The following is a 16621-nucleotide window of genomic DNA, read 5'->3' as shown; positions in this document are numbered from 1 at the left end:
CATCTTATGCGTCTGAGAGAAAATTTTAATTTATTTTCTTCTCATCTATCCCAACCTCATATGTAAGATCATCACGAGGGCGATCAGAAGACATATGGCAACCTGTTATGATATAGTGCAGTGTCTCAGCAATATTGGTGACATGATCACCAATTCGTTCAATGTTTTTTATACAAAAAAGTAAATGCGTACAAACCGTAATATTGCGCATATCTTCCATCATATAAGTTAAAAGTTCACGAAAAAGAGACGTATACAGAGCATCAATTTTACCATCTCGTTCGCGTACGGCATCAACACGATCTAATAAGTGGTTCGTGTAAGCATTCAATATCTCCTTTAATTGATTGAGCGCTAAAGCTGTAATCGTTTCAAACCCACAATAAAAAGCTTTCGGTTGACGTATTTCTGAAAGTGCAACCGTCCGCTTAGCAATGTTCTTGGCCATGTCTCCAATCCGTTCAAGATCAGAAGAAATGCGGATAGCACCAACAATTTCACGCAGATCAACAGCCATCGGTTGACGTTTGCAAATAATGGTAATCGCTTTTTCATTGATGTCGCGTTCCGCTTCATCTAAAAATAAATCATCAGCAATAACTGTAGTAGCGAGCTGTAGATCATTACACACTATCGATGCTACAGAACGTTTAATCATGCTTTCTGCGTGACATCCCATTTCTGTAACTTTTCTTTCCAAATAGTTTAGTTCTTTATCATAAGAACGGACAGTATGGTTCATAGACATATCCTATACTCCTCAATTCGCCTATCCAAAACGTCCCGTAATATAATCTTGCGTACGCTGTTCTTTAGGTGAAGTAAATATCATTTCAGTTACACCAACTTCTACCAAATGCCCCATATGAAACATGGCTGTATATTGAGAAACACGCGCTGCCTGCTGCATTGAATGTGTTACAATAACAATTGTATAATCTTTTCGTAACGCATCGATAAGTTCTTCAATACGTGCCGTTGCAATTGGGTCAAGAGCTGAGCAGGGCTCATCCATCAAAATAACTTCAGGACTAACGGCAATAGCACGCGCAATACATAAACGTTGCTGCTGTCCTCCTGATAAACTTGTGCCTGCCTCATGAAGACGATCTTTTACTTCTTCAAATAAACCTGCTTGTCTCAAACTCTTTTCAACCACATCATGCAATTCGGCACGCGATTTGACCAAACCGTGAATGCGTGGCCCATAGGCAACATTCTCAAATATAGATTTTGGAAAAGGACTAGGCTTTTGAAAAACCATTCCTACACGAGCACGCAATTCTACAACATCAATCCTCTGGTCATAAATATTCTCTCCATCTAAGGTAATAAGACCTGTTATTTTAGCGCCTTCAATCGTATCATTCATACGATTAAAACAACGCAAAAAGGTTGACTTTCCGCATCCTGAAGGACCTATCAAAGCTGTGACCTGATGTTCGGGGATATCAAGAGTAATACCATGGAGCGCTTCTTTATCTCCATAAAAAACTTTCACATCCTGTCCACGCATTTTAATCTTCATTACAGACTTTACCTTACTTTAGAATCCAAACTTTATCGAAGCAGCTGATTTATCCAAACTATTGGCGCCGTTCAAATCGTCGTCGTAAAAAAACAGCAGAAATGTTCATGACAGCAAGAAACATCATTAATACAATAATAGCACCTGATGTCTTTTCAACAAAAGCACGCTCTGCTTCACCTGCCCACATGAAAATTTGAACCGGCAAAGCTGTTGCTGGATCCATGGGGGTAGCAGGAATATTGACAACAAAAGCAACCATTCCAATCAAAAGCAAAGGTGCCGTTTCACCTAGAGCCTGAGCTACACCAATAATCGTACCAGTCAAAATACCAGGCGCTGCTAAAGGTACAACATGATGAAAAACCATTTGTGTTTTCGATGCTCCTAACCCTAAAGCTGCTGCGCGAATAGACAGAGGAACTGCACGCAAAGCAGAACGCGTTGCAATAATAATTGTTGGGAGAGTCATAAGAGCTAAAACAAGCCCACCAACGAAAGAGGCCGAACGGGGGAACCCAAAAAAATTAACAAAAACAGCAAGTCCTAAAAGACCAAAAACAATCGAAGGAACAGCAGCAAGATTATTGATATTAACCTCAATAAAATCTGTAAATTTATTTTTGCGAGCATATTCTTCTAAATAAAGGGCCGTTGCTATCCCTATTGGAAGCGAAATCATTAAAACTATGGCTATCATGTAAAGCGAGCCAATTATAGCAACTCCTAATCCCGCAGTTTCGGCGCGACTTGAAGCACCAAATGTAAAAAAACCAAAATTGAATGTTTTATAAAGCGTACCATCATGCACTAAGCGTTTCATCCATTCTACTTGGCGATTGGAGACTTTGCGGTTTTTTTCTGCTACATGCAAATCGATCTGTCCTTTATAGGCGGAATCAATATCTGCCGCCACTAACACTTTGATTTTTTGCGTTGTTCCAATTAGCTTTGGGTTCTTTGTCACCATTTCACGGAGTTGAATGCGTACACTGTTTGAAAACATGCGGTTAATATCCCGCAGAGATGCGCGATCATTTTGATCTATATCAAGCTTTTTTGCCAAAGCATTGCGTACAAGAAGAGGATAATTAGCAGTTATGAGTACCTGCGAACTTGTCTCACGTTGACCACTTGGATCGATTACCTTTTCATCTAAATAAACCGATAACGCCATTTCACTTTGAAAAAAAGCTGTATAACCTTGGCTAATAATAGACCATAAAAGCGCAAATAAAAAAAACAAACCAATAAAAATAGCAATAAGACCATACGCTCGGAAACGACGCTCAGCCCAATATCGGCGTTTAAGACCAATATTGCGACGAGGAAAAAGAAAATCTTTATTCATTCATATTGTTCCCGATATTTACGCACAATGTAAAGAGCAAGAATATTCATCAAAAGAGTCATAACAAAGAGTGTCATCCCTAAAGCAAACGCAACAAGAGTTTGTGGAGAATTAAACTCAAAATCACCTGTCAATTGATTAACAATCTTAACTGTCATCGTGGTCATTGCTTCAAATGGATTAAACGTTAAGTTCGCTGCAACACCTGCCGCCAAAACCACAATCATCGTCTCCCCAATTGCACGTGACGCTGTCAATAAAATGGCTCCCATAATACCTGGAAGCGCTGCCGGCAGAACAACTTTTTTAATCGTTTCAGATTGCGTTGCTCCTAACCCATAAGAGCCTTCGCGCAAAAAACGTGGAACAGCCGTAATAACATCATCGGATAAAGAAGAAACAAAAGGAATCAACATAATTCCCATTACAACTCCAGCCGTTAAAACACTTTGAGCCATAATAAAACCAACACCATCTGAGAGAGAAACAGAAAGATCTTGTAGAAACGGTCCTACGACCTTCAAAGCAAAAAAACCGTAAACAATGGTTGGGATACCAGCAAGCACTTCCAACAAGGGCTTCACAATTGACCGCAATCGAGTAGAAGCATATTCAGCCATATAAATGGCAGAAAATAATCCTATAGGAACAGCAAAAAACATTGCTACAAACGCAATATAAAGCGTGCCAGCAAGGAGTGGTATGAGACCAAATTGCCCCACTTCATTGCCCGAACCGCTGGCTGAAAAACGCGGATCCCAAACCGTTCCCAAAAAGAAATTCGACAAAGGTACAGACTGAAAAAAACTCATCGTTTGAAAGAACATGGAAAGTGCTATGGCTGCTGTTGTTAGGACCGCAACTATAGATGCACAAATCAATCCAATAACAATCAAACACTCCACCTTATTGCGTGCACGTTGACGCGGAGCAATTTGTATAATTCCAAAAATAAAACCAAGAGATGCAATGATAAAAAGGAAACTATGACCAATTAACTGTAGCTTTCGAGAAGAAGAGACCCATGACTGTGCTATCCTTAACACATCATCTGAGGCCCCAGGAGGTAAAACAAATCCCTTTGCAAATAATTGTGACCTCACTTCTTCATACGAAGCAGTAACAAAATCACCATCAAAGCGATAAATCATTTTGACCAAACTTCGAATAGTCCCCAAAATAAGATCATGATTCACAAGCTCTGTCACACGCGCACTATACGCTCCAACCTCTCGAGAAGCGCTATATTCTAAGTAAATTGCACTCCCACTCTTCCAAAAAATTAAAAAAATAAGCGCTGGAATAACAGTTAACAAAAATGTCCACCAGCCGTAATAATACGCACGAGAGTGCATTTTATATTGTGCGTATTCAAGAGTGCGAGCCCGCATATAAGAAATACAAAAGCCAATAAAACCAAGAGAAAATAGGAGAAAAATAATGAAGGAAATACGCATATTGTCTTTCAATTTTTACAAAAAAGCACCACAGAAAACTCCTATACCGCAAATTCAGAGAATTATTCCAAACTCATCGCTCTACCAGAAGAAAAATCTGAACGCTGTGCTTGTCTTTCTTTTTCAGAAGCAACAACCAAACCATATTCAGCCAATGGACCATCTGGACCAATCATTTGATCAGAAAGAAAAAAGTTAACATATTCCCGCAAACCTGGAACAATATCTAAATGGGCTTTCTTAACATAGAAAAAAAGTGGACGAGAAACTGGATATTCGCCACGAGAAATTGTTTCAACGGTTGGCGCAAAACCATTAATATCTGCAACCTTTAGCTTATCAGCATTATTTTCATAAAAAGACAAACCCAAAACTCCAACTCCTGTTTTATTAGAAATCAACCGCGCAAAAGTTTCAGAATAATCCCCGTCAATATCAATGGCTTTTCCATCTCTACGTACAGCAACACAAGCAGCATGAATCGCTTTATCATCCATCCCTAAAGTTTTCATTACCTCAACCGCTCCACTAGCTTTACAGCCTTCAGCTAGCAATTTTTCTTCAAAAACTTCACGTGTTCCATGCTTTTCTCCAGGAATATAAGCTGCTATCGTCCAATCAGGAAAAACACTATTGACAGCATTCCATTTTGAAACGTTATTGGACTGTAATTTTCCGTCTATAATAACCTGAGCAGCAAGTGCCTTATAAACATCTATTGGCTGCAACTTCCAATCAGGACCATTAATATTTGTTGCAAAAACAATGCCATCGTACCCGATGCGTATTTCCTCCACATCTTTTACACCAGCATCAAAACAAGACTGCAATTCACTTGGCTTTATTGCCCGTGAAGCATTAACGATATCTATTGTGTTCTCCCCAATACCACGGCAAAATTCCTTAATCCCAGCACCTGAACCACCTGATTCGATAACAGGGACTTTAAAATGAGGATAAGTTTCTCCAAATATTTCAGCAACAATTTTTTGATAAGGTAAAACTGTAGATGAACCAGCAATCTGAATGTGATCGCGTGCATAGCCAACATTCACTGACAACAAAACCGCGAAAACCAGTCCCACTCCAACTGATAACAATCTGCTCATCCATAAACTCCCTAGAATGTGAACAAAAATTTTCTTGTTTCTATCATACGATAATCTGAATTTTAATTCACAATTGCAGTATAACAAATATAAAAAAGCAATATTTATAATTTTTCTAAAAAACGATATTGCTTTCTTCAAACAAATTTAATTTGAGCGTTTAAATTCAACAACATCCCAGAAAAGGTGAGCAATATCTGTACCACCAAAACGCTTAATTTCACGAATTCCAGTAGGGGATGTAACATTGATTTCGGTTATATAATTTCCAATTACATCAATCCCTACAAGAAGAAGACCACGTTCGCGCAAAGCGGGAGCAATGCGTTCGCAAATTTCATGATCACGTTCGGTTAAATCAACAGTTTTTGCCTGCCCTCCAACATGCATATTAGAGCGTGCATCCATTTCTACCGGAACACGATTAATCGCTCCAACAGGGGTACCATCAAGCAAAATAATCCGTTTATCCCCTTTTCGTACTGCATCTAAATAGCGCTGAACAATAAAAGGTTCATGATAAATTTGTGCAAACATTTCCAAGAGCGATGCTAAATTGCGATCATCCTTTTTTAAATGAAAAACACCAGCTCCTCCATTGCCATAGAGTGGTTTAATAATGATATCGCCAAACGTAGTTCTAAAATCCGTTATTTCTTCAATATCTTTTGTAATCAATGTTTCTGGCATCAAATCAGGAAATTCAGTAACAAAAATTTTTTCTGGGCTATTGCGCACCCATGCTGGATCATTCACAACCAATGTCTTAGGGTGAATACGTTCTAACAAATACGTTGTGGTGATATAATTAAGATCAAAAGGGGGATCTTGGCGCAAAAGAACCACATCCATATCCGTCAACTGCGTACGGAAAGACTTCCCTAATTGATAATGATGTCCCTCTTCATCGCGAACACTCAACGGCTCTAATCGTGTAATCACACAACCATCGCGCATCGATAAGCAATCTGGTGTATAATGAAAAAGTGAGTGTCCACGTTCTTGTGCTGCTAATGCGAGCGCAAATGTTGTATCTCCTTTAATACGAAGTGTTGAAATATGATCCATCTGAATGGCAATTTTCATGAATAAAACCTCCTATGTGACTCACAGAGATTGGTCTATGTGCCATCATTTTAGTAAACAATAAAAGAACTATGACAAGAGAACGCCTATGATACAAGAAGCTGATAAAAAATTAAGCGATAAAGAAATTGAACGTTATGCACGCCATATCCTTTTGCCTGAAATTGGAGGTGCGGGTCAACAAAAGCTCAAAGCTGCACGTGTCCTTGTCGTTGGTGCAGGTGGTCTTGGCGCTCCTGTCCTAACCTATTTGGCTGCAGCAGGTGTTGGAACACTTGGAATTGTTGACGATGACATCGTTTCGCTTTCCAATTTACAACGCCAAGTTATTCATAAAACAAGCACAATTAATCAATTCAAAATTGATAGCGCTAAAGCCACTATAAAAGAAATAAACCCTTATATTACGGTTGAAAAATATAATCTACGATTGGATAAAAGCAATGTGGATAAATTATTAAATGCCTACGACATCATTGTTGATGGCAGTGATAATTTTGCCACACACTACCTGCTTGCTGATCACGCTGCCCAATGCGCAAAACCTTTAATAAGCGGTGCTGTAGAACGTTTCGACGGCTCACTAACAGTGCTCATGCCTTATAAAGATAATAATCCTCACTATCGCGATTTATTCCCCAATCCACCAGCTCCCGGTACTATTCCGACATGTGCTGAAATCGGAATCATAGGTGCTTTACCTGGGGTCATCGGAACACTGCAAGCAATGGAAGCCATTAAACTTATCACAAATATTGGTGAACCCTTAGTAGGAAAAATTCTTCTCTACAATGGATTATTAGCGCAATTTCGTGTCATTACCTATAAGCGGTCAGATTCTAATGCAAGTGCAGAAACCACAAAGGTTTGCGTATAAGATTTTTTGAGGACGAGAAAAATACGCCAAGCAAAACCATACTCAACTATCTCTCCCCCACGCTTAACAATCACTTCATGTGTCAGTACTTTAACAACCTTCAAATCATGACTGATAAACAGATAACCCAAATTATATCTTTGCTGTAAGTGATGTAAAAGATCAATACTCTATTCCTGCACACTCACATCAAGAGAAAAGGTTGGCTTATCAAGCATGATAAAGCACAACGTGGAGAAAATGAGAGTACGTAGAAGAACAATGTTCTGTCTCTGTCCACCACGAGAAAACGCCTGTGGATAATGTAGCGGAGAAAAGGTACAAGACCAACCTCATGCAAAGATTCAATATATTAACAACCTCTTCTTTTCCATATCCTCACGACTTCTGAGAAAGTTTTTTCCTCCACACTCTTGAATAAAAGCAAAGTTGCATTTTTTCAAAGAAATCTCAAAAACTGTGTTCGATGAAATAAACCAGATTTAGCAGTACAAAATTCTGTATGATTTCAGTGTGCTTCATTCAGTGATTTACGATATACAAACGTTTGTTGTCGCAGATTGTCCTGTTTCTTCAGGAAAACATCCTGATCGTTTTCTTGATCTATATATAAAACTTCAAAAACAATCACTTTAATTGTATTTGTCATATAGTTTTTTTCAAAATAGATTTACCAGAGAGTGACATCCACCTGATTGTGACCAAACCACACAGAAAAAAAGTTAAAGTTGGTAATACAAGGTAATAGGATAGTGAAATTTTTGCAGGAAGAAAAGAGATGGCGCTTAACACCGCTATTGAAAATATTCCTCCGCTAAAAGATACAGAACCGATGATGCCAGAAATATGTTGGGGTTGTTTTTGGTTAAGCTCTGAGAAAAAAAACTCTTTGCACCTATAGGTACAGTGCAAATAAATCCATGAATTAACGAAAATGCGATAACTGACGCAGCAATGTGATTGCTCTGAACGAAAAAATAAAGAGCCATACACATAAAAGCAGAGAAGAATGAAAAATACTTTATAGAATTCTTATATTTTTTATCAAATACGTGATATTTACACATCAGTGAATTAGAAAAATATTGCGCTGAGAAGGCTTCGATATGGCAGAACATGAGAACCAGCATCTGTGAACTGTTGAGATGGTCAATCTTTCCACCAGAGAGTATTATTGGTTGCCAAAAGTGATAAACAACCTGAATACCAGCGCTGAAAAGACACATCAGCAAAATAAACCATGCTCCTCCTACGGTGTTCTGAAATATCCAGAGCGTTTTCTTAGCATTTTGCAAGATCGTCTTTGTTTTTGTCCCTTCATTCACAAATGTTTTTTTCTTCAGAAACAATGAGAAATATAAAGAAAATTATTCCCATCATCAGACATGAGATAATATATCCCATAAAATATTGTTTGGTATAATATATCGTTGCAATTCCTATGATACCGCTGATAATGCTACCAAAAGAGTTTATCTGATGAGAGAGATGCGCATAATGTGAAAAGCGATCGTGTCTGTTGCCTAGAGAATGGTAAATCCAGCCGTCAACGGCACTAGCAAATTGACATAACCGGACTTTATATAAGCTTGTTGATTTTTTACACACCATTCATTTATCCATGGTACCAGATGGTCAGGTTCATCAGCAGAAATGATCCACAAATCAGCTCTGGGCAATTTGTTAATATCTTCTTTCGCAGTGATCGACATTTGTAATTCACTAACCTATATTTGGTTGGACAGACTCTAGATCCGTACCGTAACTTTGATAATGGAGATGATTTCTGGAATACCTATTATTGAAGATATTGTCTGGTGTCTCTGCTAAAACAAGGAAATGGTTAGAAAAAAGAAAGTCAAATGTGCTGTTCAATCCTTCTCTCAACATGGTGGATGATAGCGCAGTGTGAGCCTCTGACACCGTCTTTTTCTCGATCCATTGTGCGGCGAGAAGTCAAAATTTTCCTAGTCTTTTTTCTCAAATAACAAACTGCTTTGAATCAGCGCCGAAAATTGAAACTTCTTCATAGACAAGAGCACGGGTGTATTTTCCTGAAACATACTTCTGTTCCATCGACCCCCACCTATTCATTAAATCAACTTTTCCCTGAAAAGTTACCCTAGGGAAAAGGATTGTTCATATCAAGAACAACCTATATGATCCATGATATCCCCCTTATACTTATATGTTTCCGTTATTCATCACTCATGAATATTTTTACACAAATACTCATGGCGCTATTTAGAAAACAGAAAATACCCCAATGCATGTTAAAACTCTCTTTTGCATTTAGAAGATAAGCGAAGGTTAGTTTTATCGAGCTTTATCTTCTATCGCACTTAATTTGCTAACTTCAATAAAATTCAAATAACGCACCACACAACTATTTATTCACTTTCTTTGATAGAGCGCTAACTGGAGATGGAAGCAATTTTATTTTCAATCGAAATTCTCAATGCAATTTTGTCTGATGCTTGTATTTTCCAACTTCAATTGAATTGTTTTGATTCAATCAATCATAGGCATATTTTGTTTCATTGCCAACAAGAGAGAAAAAAGGAATACAGACAAAACCTTTGTTACCAATGCACAATTTTAAGTGGTTATCGAACTCAACGCATTCCCCCACCTCTTTACCGAATAAATTTTGGATAATAAGTTTTTACTCTTGAGAATGAAAATCTGCTTATGCAGCAATACTTTCCCTCCGCATCATTAATTGCATAAATCTCAAAGTTTTAATGGAATACCCTTTAATATAAAAAACTACCGTGTGCCAATGATAAACCAACGCGTTAAGGACAAATACCTACATAGTTTTGTGTTATGCAGTGGATTCCACTATGCAACAAACAATAAAATGATTGAGTGAATTAAAAACACATTGAAACTCCAATTACATCTCTTTCTAGAATGCTTTACTTCTCAAATAGTTTATCTTTGGTCTGACTTGGTTTGCCTTCTTTATCATCCATTGGCAAAGGAACAGGATGATCAGATAAACTGCGTAAATAAAGTAAAAGATCGGCACGATCTTGATCATTTTTGATTCCACGAAAAGACATAATTGTTCCTGGAAATGCTTCACGCGGTGATCGCAAATAACGATCCAAAGTAATAAAATCCCATTTTTGATCAGAATTCGCACGCAACGCCCTTGAATAGGCAAAACCTTTTCCAGACGCCAAAGGGCGGTTAACTATCTCCCAAAGTGGTGGACCAACACGACTAGATACATTGCGTCCAGAGGTATGGCATATAGCGCATTGGTGAAAAATTTTACGCCCATTTTCAAGATTGCCTTGTTGAAGACGATCTTTTAGTGACAAAGAATTATCAGATACTTTCTGTTTTTCTGATAATGCATCATTTTTTACCACTGTATGGGAAGGTTGAACTGATGTAGAATTATCGTAAATCATATCGCTGAGTGTGGAAATTCCCACCAAAATAATCAGCACAAAGAGACAAGCAAAAACAAAATAGACGACTGTCGAGCGATTCATAAAAATTCAAACATTTATATTTTTATTACCGCTTTTAGTTTAAGCTTTTTCCATATAATACACAACATTATAAACGCAGCACACACGGCATTTGGAACTTTGCAATGGCACTTGAACCGATTATTCTTATTCCCGCCCGTATAGGCTCAACTCGTCTACCTCAAAAAGCTCTCGCTGAAATCGCTGGAAAGCCGATGATTGTTCATGTTGCGGAACGAGCAAAAAAAGCCGCATTAGGTCGGACCATCATTGCAACAGATCATCATGATATCGCTAAAGCCGTTACAGCTTATGGACATGAATGCATCATGACATCTTGTGATCATAAATCTGGCTCTGATCGCATTTATGAAGCTTTAACGCGTATTGATCCTGAACGACGCTATAATGCTATTTTGAATCTACAAGGTGACCTGCCAACGATAACGCCTCATGAAATCATCAGTGCCTTACGCCCCTTAGAAAATAGCTTCACTGATATTGCAACTTTGGGCGCTAAAATTGTTGAGGAAGATGAAAAAATAAATCCAAATGTCGTCAAAATTATTGGTACACCGCTTTCTCAAAATCGCCTTCGTACTCTTTATTTTACCCGTGCAACAGCGCCTTATGGAGATGGTCCTCTTTACCACCATATTGGAATCTATGCCTACCGCCGTGAAGCGCTTGAGCAATTTGTAGCACTCAAACCCTCACCACTTGAGCAACGTGAAAAACTTGAACAATTACGCGCATTAGAGCATAACATGCGTATTGATGTAGAAATAGTGGGCACAATTCCCTTAAGCGTCGATACACAACGTGATCTTGAAAGGGTACGAAAAATTTTAGCATGAAGACACTTAAAAAAAACAATAAAATTTCCTTCCAAGGAGAATACGGCGCCAATTCTCATACAGCGTGCCTCAATATGTTTCCAAATATGGATGCTGTACCCTCTGCCACTTTTGAAGATGCGCTCAACTTAGTGGAAAACGAGCAAGCTGATCTTGCTATGATTCCTATTGAAAATACTCTTGCTGGCCGTGTTGCGGATATTCATCACCTCTTACCGCAATCTTCCCTTTATATCATTGGTGAGTATTTTTTGCCCATCCATTTTCAACTCATGGTTCTACCAGGTGTTACACATGACGAAATTAAAACCGTTCACAGCCATACACATGCTCTGGCACAATGCCGAAAAATCATACGTAAAAATGGCTGGATACCTGTCACTTCTGCTGACACAGCTGGAGCCGCAAAATTTATTAAAAAAGATGCAAAACGTTCACAAGCAGCCTTAGCACCTCTGATTGCAGCAGAACTCTACGGACTTGATATTCTTGAAAAAAATGTTGAAGATAGTCCTCATAATATTACTCGTTTTGTCATCCTTTCGCGTTCTCAAAAACACGTGCCAAAACCCAAAAATGGTGAAAAAATCATCACAAGTCTTCTGTTTCGCGTACGCAATGTCCCTGCAGCCCTTTATAAAACACTGGGAGGATTTGCTACAAATGGTATTAATATGACAAAATTAGAAAGCTACCAAATTGGCGGAAATTTCAATGCAACACAGTTTTTGGTTGATATTGAGGGGCATCCTGAAGATCCCATGATGAAACTCGCCCTAGAAGAGCTCGCTTTCTTTTCTGCTGAATTACGCATTATCGGTATTTATCCTGCTAAAAACGATCGAATGCCACATGTATAAAGAATAATTAAATTGCACAACTTTTTTCATAATAGACGCTGAAGAAGAAAATGAGTGACAACATCTACTCATGGAAGCCTTTCATATCCAGAGAGCATTTCTTCGTGAATTTACAGAATAATGAATCCGAGTTTAACTAACAAAAAATAACGCAAATATTGGAAACAAAGGTTTCCTTTCGCCATTATACCACTCATATAAGAGTGGATTTTCTGAGAATACATCTTCCGTAGTGATTTATCCCAAAGGAATAAATGTAAAGCTTTAAAATGAGGATAAAGACTATTAGATTACCATATGAGAATATCAAATAAGAGTGCTTTCAAGTGCCACAGTTTAGGTAATTCTCAAAATATTTTTATAAAACTAAAAAGTGTAGTTTAACTCTGTATGTCTGATTTAAATTCAACTTTTTATATTTATCAAAACTGATTTATAATCGGTCTCGTTGTAGGCTAAAAAGGGAAACCATAATGAAAAAAATTTTTACTCAAGGGTTATTAGCTGCAAATATTCTTACTTACTCCACTGTTGCATTTGCCGGATTTGGTGAAAGAGAATGGAATTTTACGCTAGGTGAAAGCGTTACAATTGGCGCGTCTGATACATTGCATCAAGGCGTTGAGTATGCTTGTCATACATTTAAACCTGAGAAAGTAACATTTACTTTATCATATTCCGCCCCTTCTGACTTAAACAGATTACAAATTGTTGTTGATGATGAAAGTAAAATTACGCATGATAAAGAAAATAAGATCTTTACGCTTAAAGATATAAAATCCCTTGATATAAGCTTCCCTTCGTCGGGAACCTATACTTTTAAAAATATTACCGAGCAAAGAGTTATTGGAACAGATTGCGATACTGGGGATTATTGATTGATCTTATTTTCAAGAGTACGAAAATTTGAATAAGCAGTCTTAATTACGAAGGTAGACTTTCTTTCAAAAATGGACGTTTAAAGTATCGTAATTTGATTCTTGTCCTGCAAAACTCAAACATTGAGAAACTTTTGTGACAAATTGAATTACTCTGTTCTTTGTAAGAAAAGCTATTAAGAATAAGGGTCGAGCACTCACTTTTGCAGTTGGAGCATCTAAAAATTGCTACAAAGCTAACAGAAAGCTTCTCTTTAACATCTGCGAATATGTTCCACATCTTGCCAAATACAGCAATACTATAAAAAGAGCCGGCAGTATTTTAGCTTATTAACAGTGAAATTAATGCTACAGCACTCACTAACAAATCTCACCTTAATTTTGCTCCATACTAGTGCTAGAAACTGAAATACATTTCAAACTTAATCAAAGAAAGATGAACTTTATTTTTTCACTCACTGCTAAAGAACTTATTAACCGTTCAAAGCGATAAAATTTGCATTACATCTTGCTATTTTGCAACAATCTTTTCTCAGATTTTCTAACTTCCGCTAATTGAATAACTTGTATGCTTTCTGCTTCTCTTTTTTGCTACTGTAAACTTCTACCACTAAACCTCTAAAAACTTTTCTTAACCAACAAAAATCTCCTTATAACCTATCATTATATCAAACCCACATACCAAATAAATGTGAAATGATTTTTAAATGGAAATTGATACCCCTCCTCAGCATACTTGTAGTTCATAGTGTGAGAATTAAGCCCTAAGGAAAAAATTTAGTTATTCTTTCCATATTTTTCGTTTCTTAGCTTGATTTTCTATTTTAAATCGACAATATGCAACTGGGAGGTTGGTGGTGGACGAACCGCTCGCCAACTGGGTCAGGTCTGGAAAGAAGCAGCCCCAACGAGTTTTGGTACGGGTCATCGTACCGGCCTCCTATTTCGCTAGATAGCTTATGTTTCTTTCGTTTTTCAGTATAAAATCCTTAATCTTCATAGTGGCGTTTGCATAAAGTGAGTAGAGAGTTCTTTGATCAACTTTAGACAAATGATCCCATTCTTTTTAAAAATAAATTGATTGAGAGAAAATCCTTTTATATTAGAGTGTAGTGTTAGTCTATCCTCTCGTGTTATTGAAATATATTCAAAAGAACTTCAAAGTTGGAATCATTGATGAAAAATATGCCGGTAGAAACGACCTATCGCGTTCTTGCTCGCAAATATCGTCCTCAAAATTTCTCCGACCTCATCGGTCAAGAAGCTATGGTGCGCACTCTCACGAATGCTTTTGAAAAAGGACGCATTGCACAAGCATGGATGCTAACCGGAATTCGTGGAGTGGGTAAAACCACAACAGCGCGTATTTTGGCACGTGCGCTTAACTACAAAACAAAAGATATTGACCAACCAACAACCGTATTGAACACAATTGGTGAGCATTGCACAGAAATCATTGAAGGACGCCATATCGATGTTATAGAAATGGATGCAGCTTCACATACAGGTATTGATGATATTCGTGAAATTATTGAACAAATACGCTACCGTCCTGTTTCGGCACGCTATAAGGTTTATATTATTGATGAAGTGCATATGCTTTCAACACAGGCATTTAATGGTTTATTGAAAACACTCGAAGAACCTCCTCCTCATGTAAAATTTATTTTTGCAACAACAGAAATTCGCAAAGTTCCGATTACAATCCTTTCCCGCTGCCAACGTTTTGACCTACGGCGTATTGAAGCAGCGGTTTTGGTCGCTCATTTGCGCCAAATTGCTCAACATGAAAACGTGGAAGTAGAAGATAAAGCGCTCTTTATGATCGCACGTTCTGCAGAAGGCTCTGTACGTGATGCACTGTCCATTTTTGATCAAGCGATTGCTCATAGCAATGGCAACGTCAGCGCTGTAGCAGTGCGCACAATGCTGGGATTAGCTGATCAAGCACGTATTATTGATCTCTTTGAATTCATCATGAAGGGCAATATTGTAAATGCACTGCATGAATTGCGCAGCCAATATGATGCAGGTGCTGATCCCTTCACTATATTGACAGAGTTGGCTGATTTCAACCATTTGGTCACACGTTTGCGTTTCACACCAGAGATAGCTGAAGATCTCTCTCTTACTGAAGAGGAACGTTTGAGAAGCCTAGATTTTTCACAAAAACTTTCTGTCCCTGTTTTGTCCAGAAATTGGCAAATGTTGCTCAAAGGCTTACAGGAAGTTAGTCAAACCGCGCGTCCTCTTCAAGCTGCCGAAATGCTCTTGATTCGTCTTGCTCATACTTCAGATCTTCCAACTCTTGATGAAGCTTTAAAAAAGTTTGAGCAAGAAAAAACTTCTCTTACAATTATCGAAAATTCTTCTCATCAACAATTCACAAGTGCAAATAGTACAACAAAAACGGCAGCTGTAGATACCCGTCCTTTCACAAAGGTTTCAAATACATCAACAAATCAACCAGATTTTAAAACACCCTTGACAAACCAATTGGACCACTCCTTACAATCACAAGATTCATTGAAGGTTCAAACCACCAAAAACACCCTAACCCCTAAAATGACAGAAATTCTTGAAGTTTCTCCGTCTGTTGTCCCATCTGAACATATTGCAAATTTACCGCATTCTTCTCAGCAAACAGCAGAGCAAATCACTAGACAAAAAACTGTAGTTATTGATTCTCTCCATGATATTATTAAATTAGCTGAAGAACATAATGAAGTCTCTTTTAAACTCCTTGTTAAGGAGTTTATCCATCCTGTCTCTTTTGAACCAGAGCATATCACTTTAAGGCTTGCTAAAGATGCTCCACGTTCACTTGCCACTGATATCAAAAAAATGCTGTCTCAATGGACTGGAAAACGCTTGACTATAACCTTTGTCAACGAAGGAGGAGGACCAACCTTACAGGAAGAAAATGTAGCTTTCCAAAAAACTCTTTTTTCTAATGCAGAGGCAGATCCTGATATAGTCAAAATTCTCAATTATTTTCCTGAAGCAAAAATTGTCGATATTCGCCTGAATAAACAAGAAAACACTCTTGATTTACTTCCCGATACCTTTAAAAATGCCGATACCTTTAAAAATGAAAGTGATATCAATGATGAATAAGGATACCTATTCC

At 37.9% G+C, this 16621-nt stretch carries 13 protein-coding genes, 1 other RNA gene and 1 pseudogene; 6 read left to right on the top strand and 9 right to left on the bottom strand.

Annotation, left to right across the window (positions count from 1 at the left end; all coding sequences use genetic code 11):
- Window positions 1-25: 25 nt before the first annotated feature.
- The 6 genes from phoU to gshB form a co-directional block, all read right to left on the bottom strand.
- Window positions 26-748 (bottom strand): phosphate signaling complex protein PhoU, encoded by a 723-nt coding sequence (gene phoU / locus ACKC4Y_RS00670; RefSeq protein WP_409361526.1) that lies wholly within the window; start codon window positions 746-748, stop codon window positions 26-28.
- Between the two features lie 21 nt (window positions 749-769).
- A complete protein-coding gene (pstB, locus tag ACKC4Y_RS00665) occupies window positions 770-1528 on the bottom strand; it encodes a phosphate ABC transporter ATP-binding protein PstB (protein WP_409361525.1) in 759 nt (252 codons plus the stop codon).
- Window positions 1529-1586: 58 nt separating this feature from the next.
- On the bottom strand, window positions 1587-2879 hold the full coding sequence (gene pstA, locus ACKC4Y_RS00660) for a phosphate ABC transporter permease PstA (RefSeq protein ID WP_409361524.1): 1293 nt from the start codon (window positions 2877-2879) through the stop codon (window positions 1587-1589).
- Complete coding sequence (gene pstC, locus ACKC4Y_RS00655; RefSeq protein ID WP_409362120.1) at window positions 2876-4336, bottom strand: phosphate ABC transporter permease subunit PstC; 1461 nt, start codon at window positions 4334-4336, stop codon at window positions 2876-2878. Before pstC ends, pstA begins: the two co-directional genes overlap by 4 nt.
- Window positions 4337-4398: 62 nt before the next feature.
- Window positions 4399-5445, bottom strand: a complete 1047-nt coding sequence (locus tag ACKC4Y_RS00650; RefSeq protein WP_409361523.1) for a PstS family phosphate ABC transporter substrate-binding protein — start codon at window positions 5443-5445, stop codon at window positions 4399-4401.
- Between the two features lie 147 nt (window positions 5446-5592).
- On the bottom strand, window positions 5593-6531 hold the full coding sequence (gene gshB / locus ACKC4Y_RS00645) for a glutathione synthase (RefSeq protein WP_409361522.1): 939 nt from the start codon (window positions 6529-6531) through the stop codon (window positions 5593-5595).
- Between the two features lie 88 nt (window positions 6532-6619).
- Between gshB and ACKC4Y_RS00640 the strand changes: the two genes are divergently transcribed.
- Complete coding sequence (locus ACKC4Y_RS00640; RefSeq protein ID WP_409361521.1) at window positions 6620-7408, top strand: molybdopterin-synthase adenylyltransferase MoeB; 789 nt, start codon at window positions 6620-6622, stop codon at window positions 7406-7408.
- Between the two features lie 645 nt (window positions 7409-8053).
- Here ACKC4Y_RS00640 and ACKC4Y_RS00635 read toward each other — a convergent pair.
- From ACKC4Y_RS00635 to ACKC4Y_RS00625, 3 genes and pseudogenes are all read right to left on the bottom strand, one after another.
- Window positions 8054-8971: pseudogene (locus tag ACKC4Y_RS00635) on the bottom strand (MFS transporter); the annotation flags it as partial.
- Window positions 8932-9120, bottom strand: a complete 189-nt coding sequence (locus tag ACKC4Y_RS00630; protein WP_409362195.1) for a hypothetical protein — start codon at window positions 9118-9120, stop codon at window positions 8932-8934. The gene ACKC4Y_RS00630 and the pseudogene ACKC4Y_RS00635, both read right to left, overlap by 40 nt.
- Window positions 9121-10329: 1209 nt before the next feature.
- Complete coding sequence (locus ACKC4Y_RS00625; RefSeq protein WP_409361520.1) at window positions 10330-10917, bottom strand: c-type cytochrome; 588 nt, start codon at window positions 10915-10917, stop codon at window positions 10330-10332.
- A 104-nt stretch (window positions 10918-11021) separates the two neighbouring features.
- On the opposite strand from ACKC4Y_RS00625, the gene ACKC4Y_RS00620 reads away from it, so the two are divergent.
- From ACKC4Y_RS00620 to ACKC4Y_RS00600, 5 genes are all read left to right on the top strand, one after another.
- On the top strand, window positions 11022-11753 hold the full coding sequence (locus ACKC4Y_RS00620; RefSeq protein WP_409361519.1) for a 3-deoxy-manno-octulosonate cytidylyltransferase: 732 nt from the start codon (window positions 11022-11024) through the stop codon (window positions 11751-11753).
- Window positions 11750-12613 carry a prephenate dehydratase gene (locus ACKC4Y_RS00615; protein WP_409361518.1) on the top strand — a complete coding sequence of 288 codons (864 nt, stop codon included), beginning with the start codon at window positions 11750-11752 and terminating at the stop codon, window positions 12611-12613. Before ACKC4Y_RS00620 ends, ACKC4Y_RS00615 begins: the two co-directional genes overlap by 4 nt.
- A gap of 473 nt (window positions 12614-13086) precedes the next feature.
- A complete protein-coding gene (locus ACKC4Y_RS00610) occupies window positions 13087-13491 on the top strand; it encodes a hypothetical protein (protein ID WP_409361517.1) in 405 nt (134 codons plus the stop codon).
- Window positions 13492-14337: 846 nt separating this feature from the next.
- Window positions 14338-14435: signal recognition particle sRNA small type (gene ffs, locus ACKC4Y_RS00605), an RNA gene on the top strand.
- A gap of 220 nt (window positions 14436-14655) precedes the next feature.
- The gene (locus ACKC4Y_RS00600; protein WP_409361516.1) at window positions 14656-16608 is read left to right on the top strand and encodes a DNA polymerase III subunit gamma/tau; all 1953 of its coding nucleotides are present in this window, start codon (window positions 14656-14658) and stop codon (window positions 16606-16608) included.
- Window positions 16609-16621: the final 13 nt, after the last annotated feature.

Source organism: Bartonella heixiaziensis, from assembly GCF_046245125.2.
GTDB classification, from domain to species: Bacteria; Pseudomonadota; Alphaproteobacteria; order Rhizobiales; family Rhizobiaceae; genus Bartonella; species Bartonella heixiaziensis.
The sequence above is the reverse complement of the archived record's forward strand: the minus strand, read 5'-3'. Positions and strand labels throughout refer to the sequence as shown.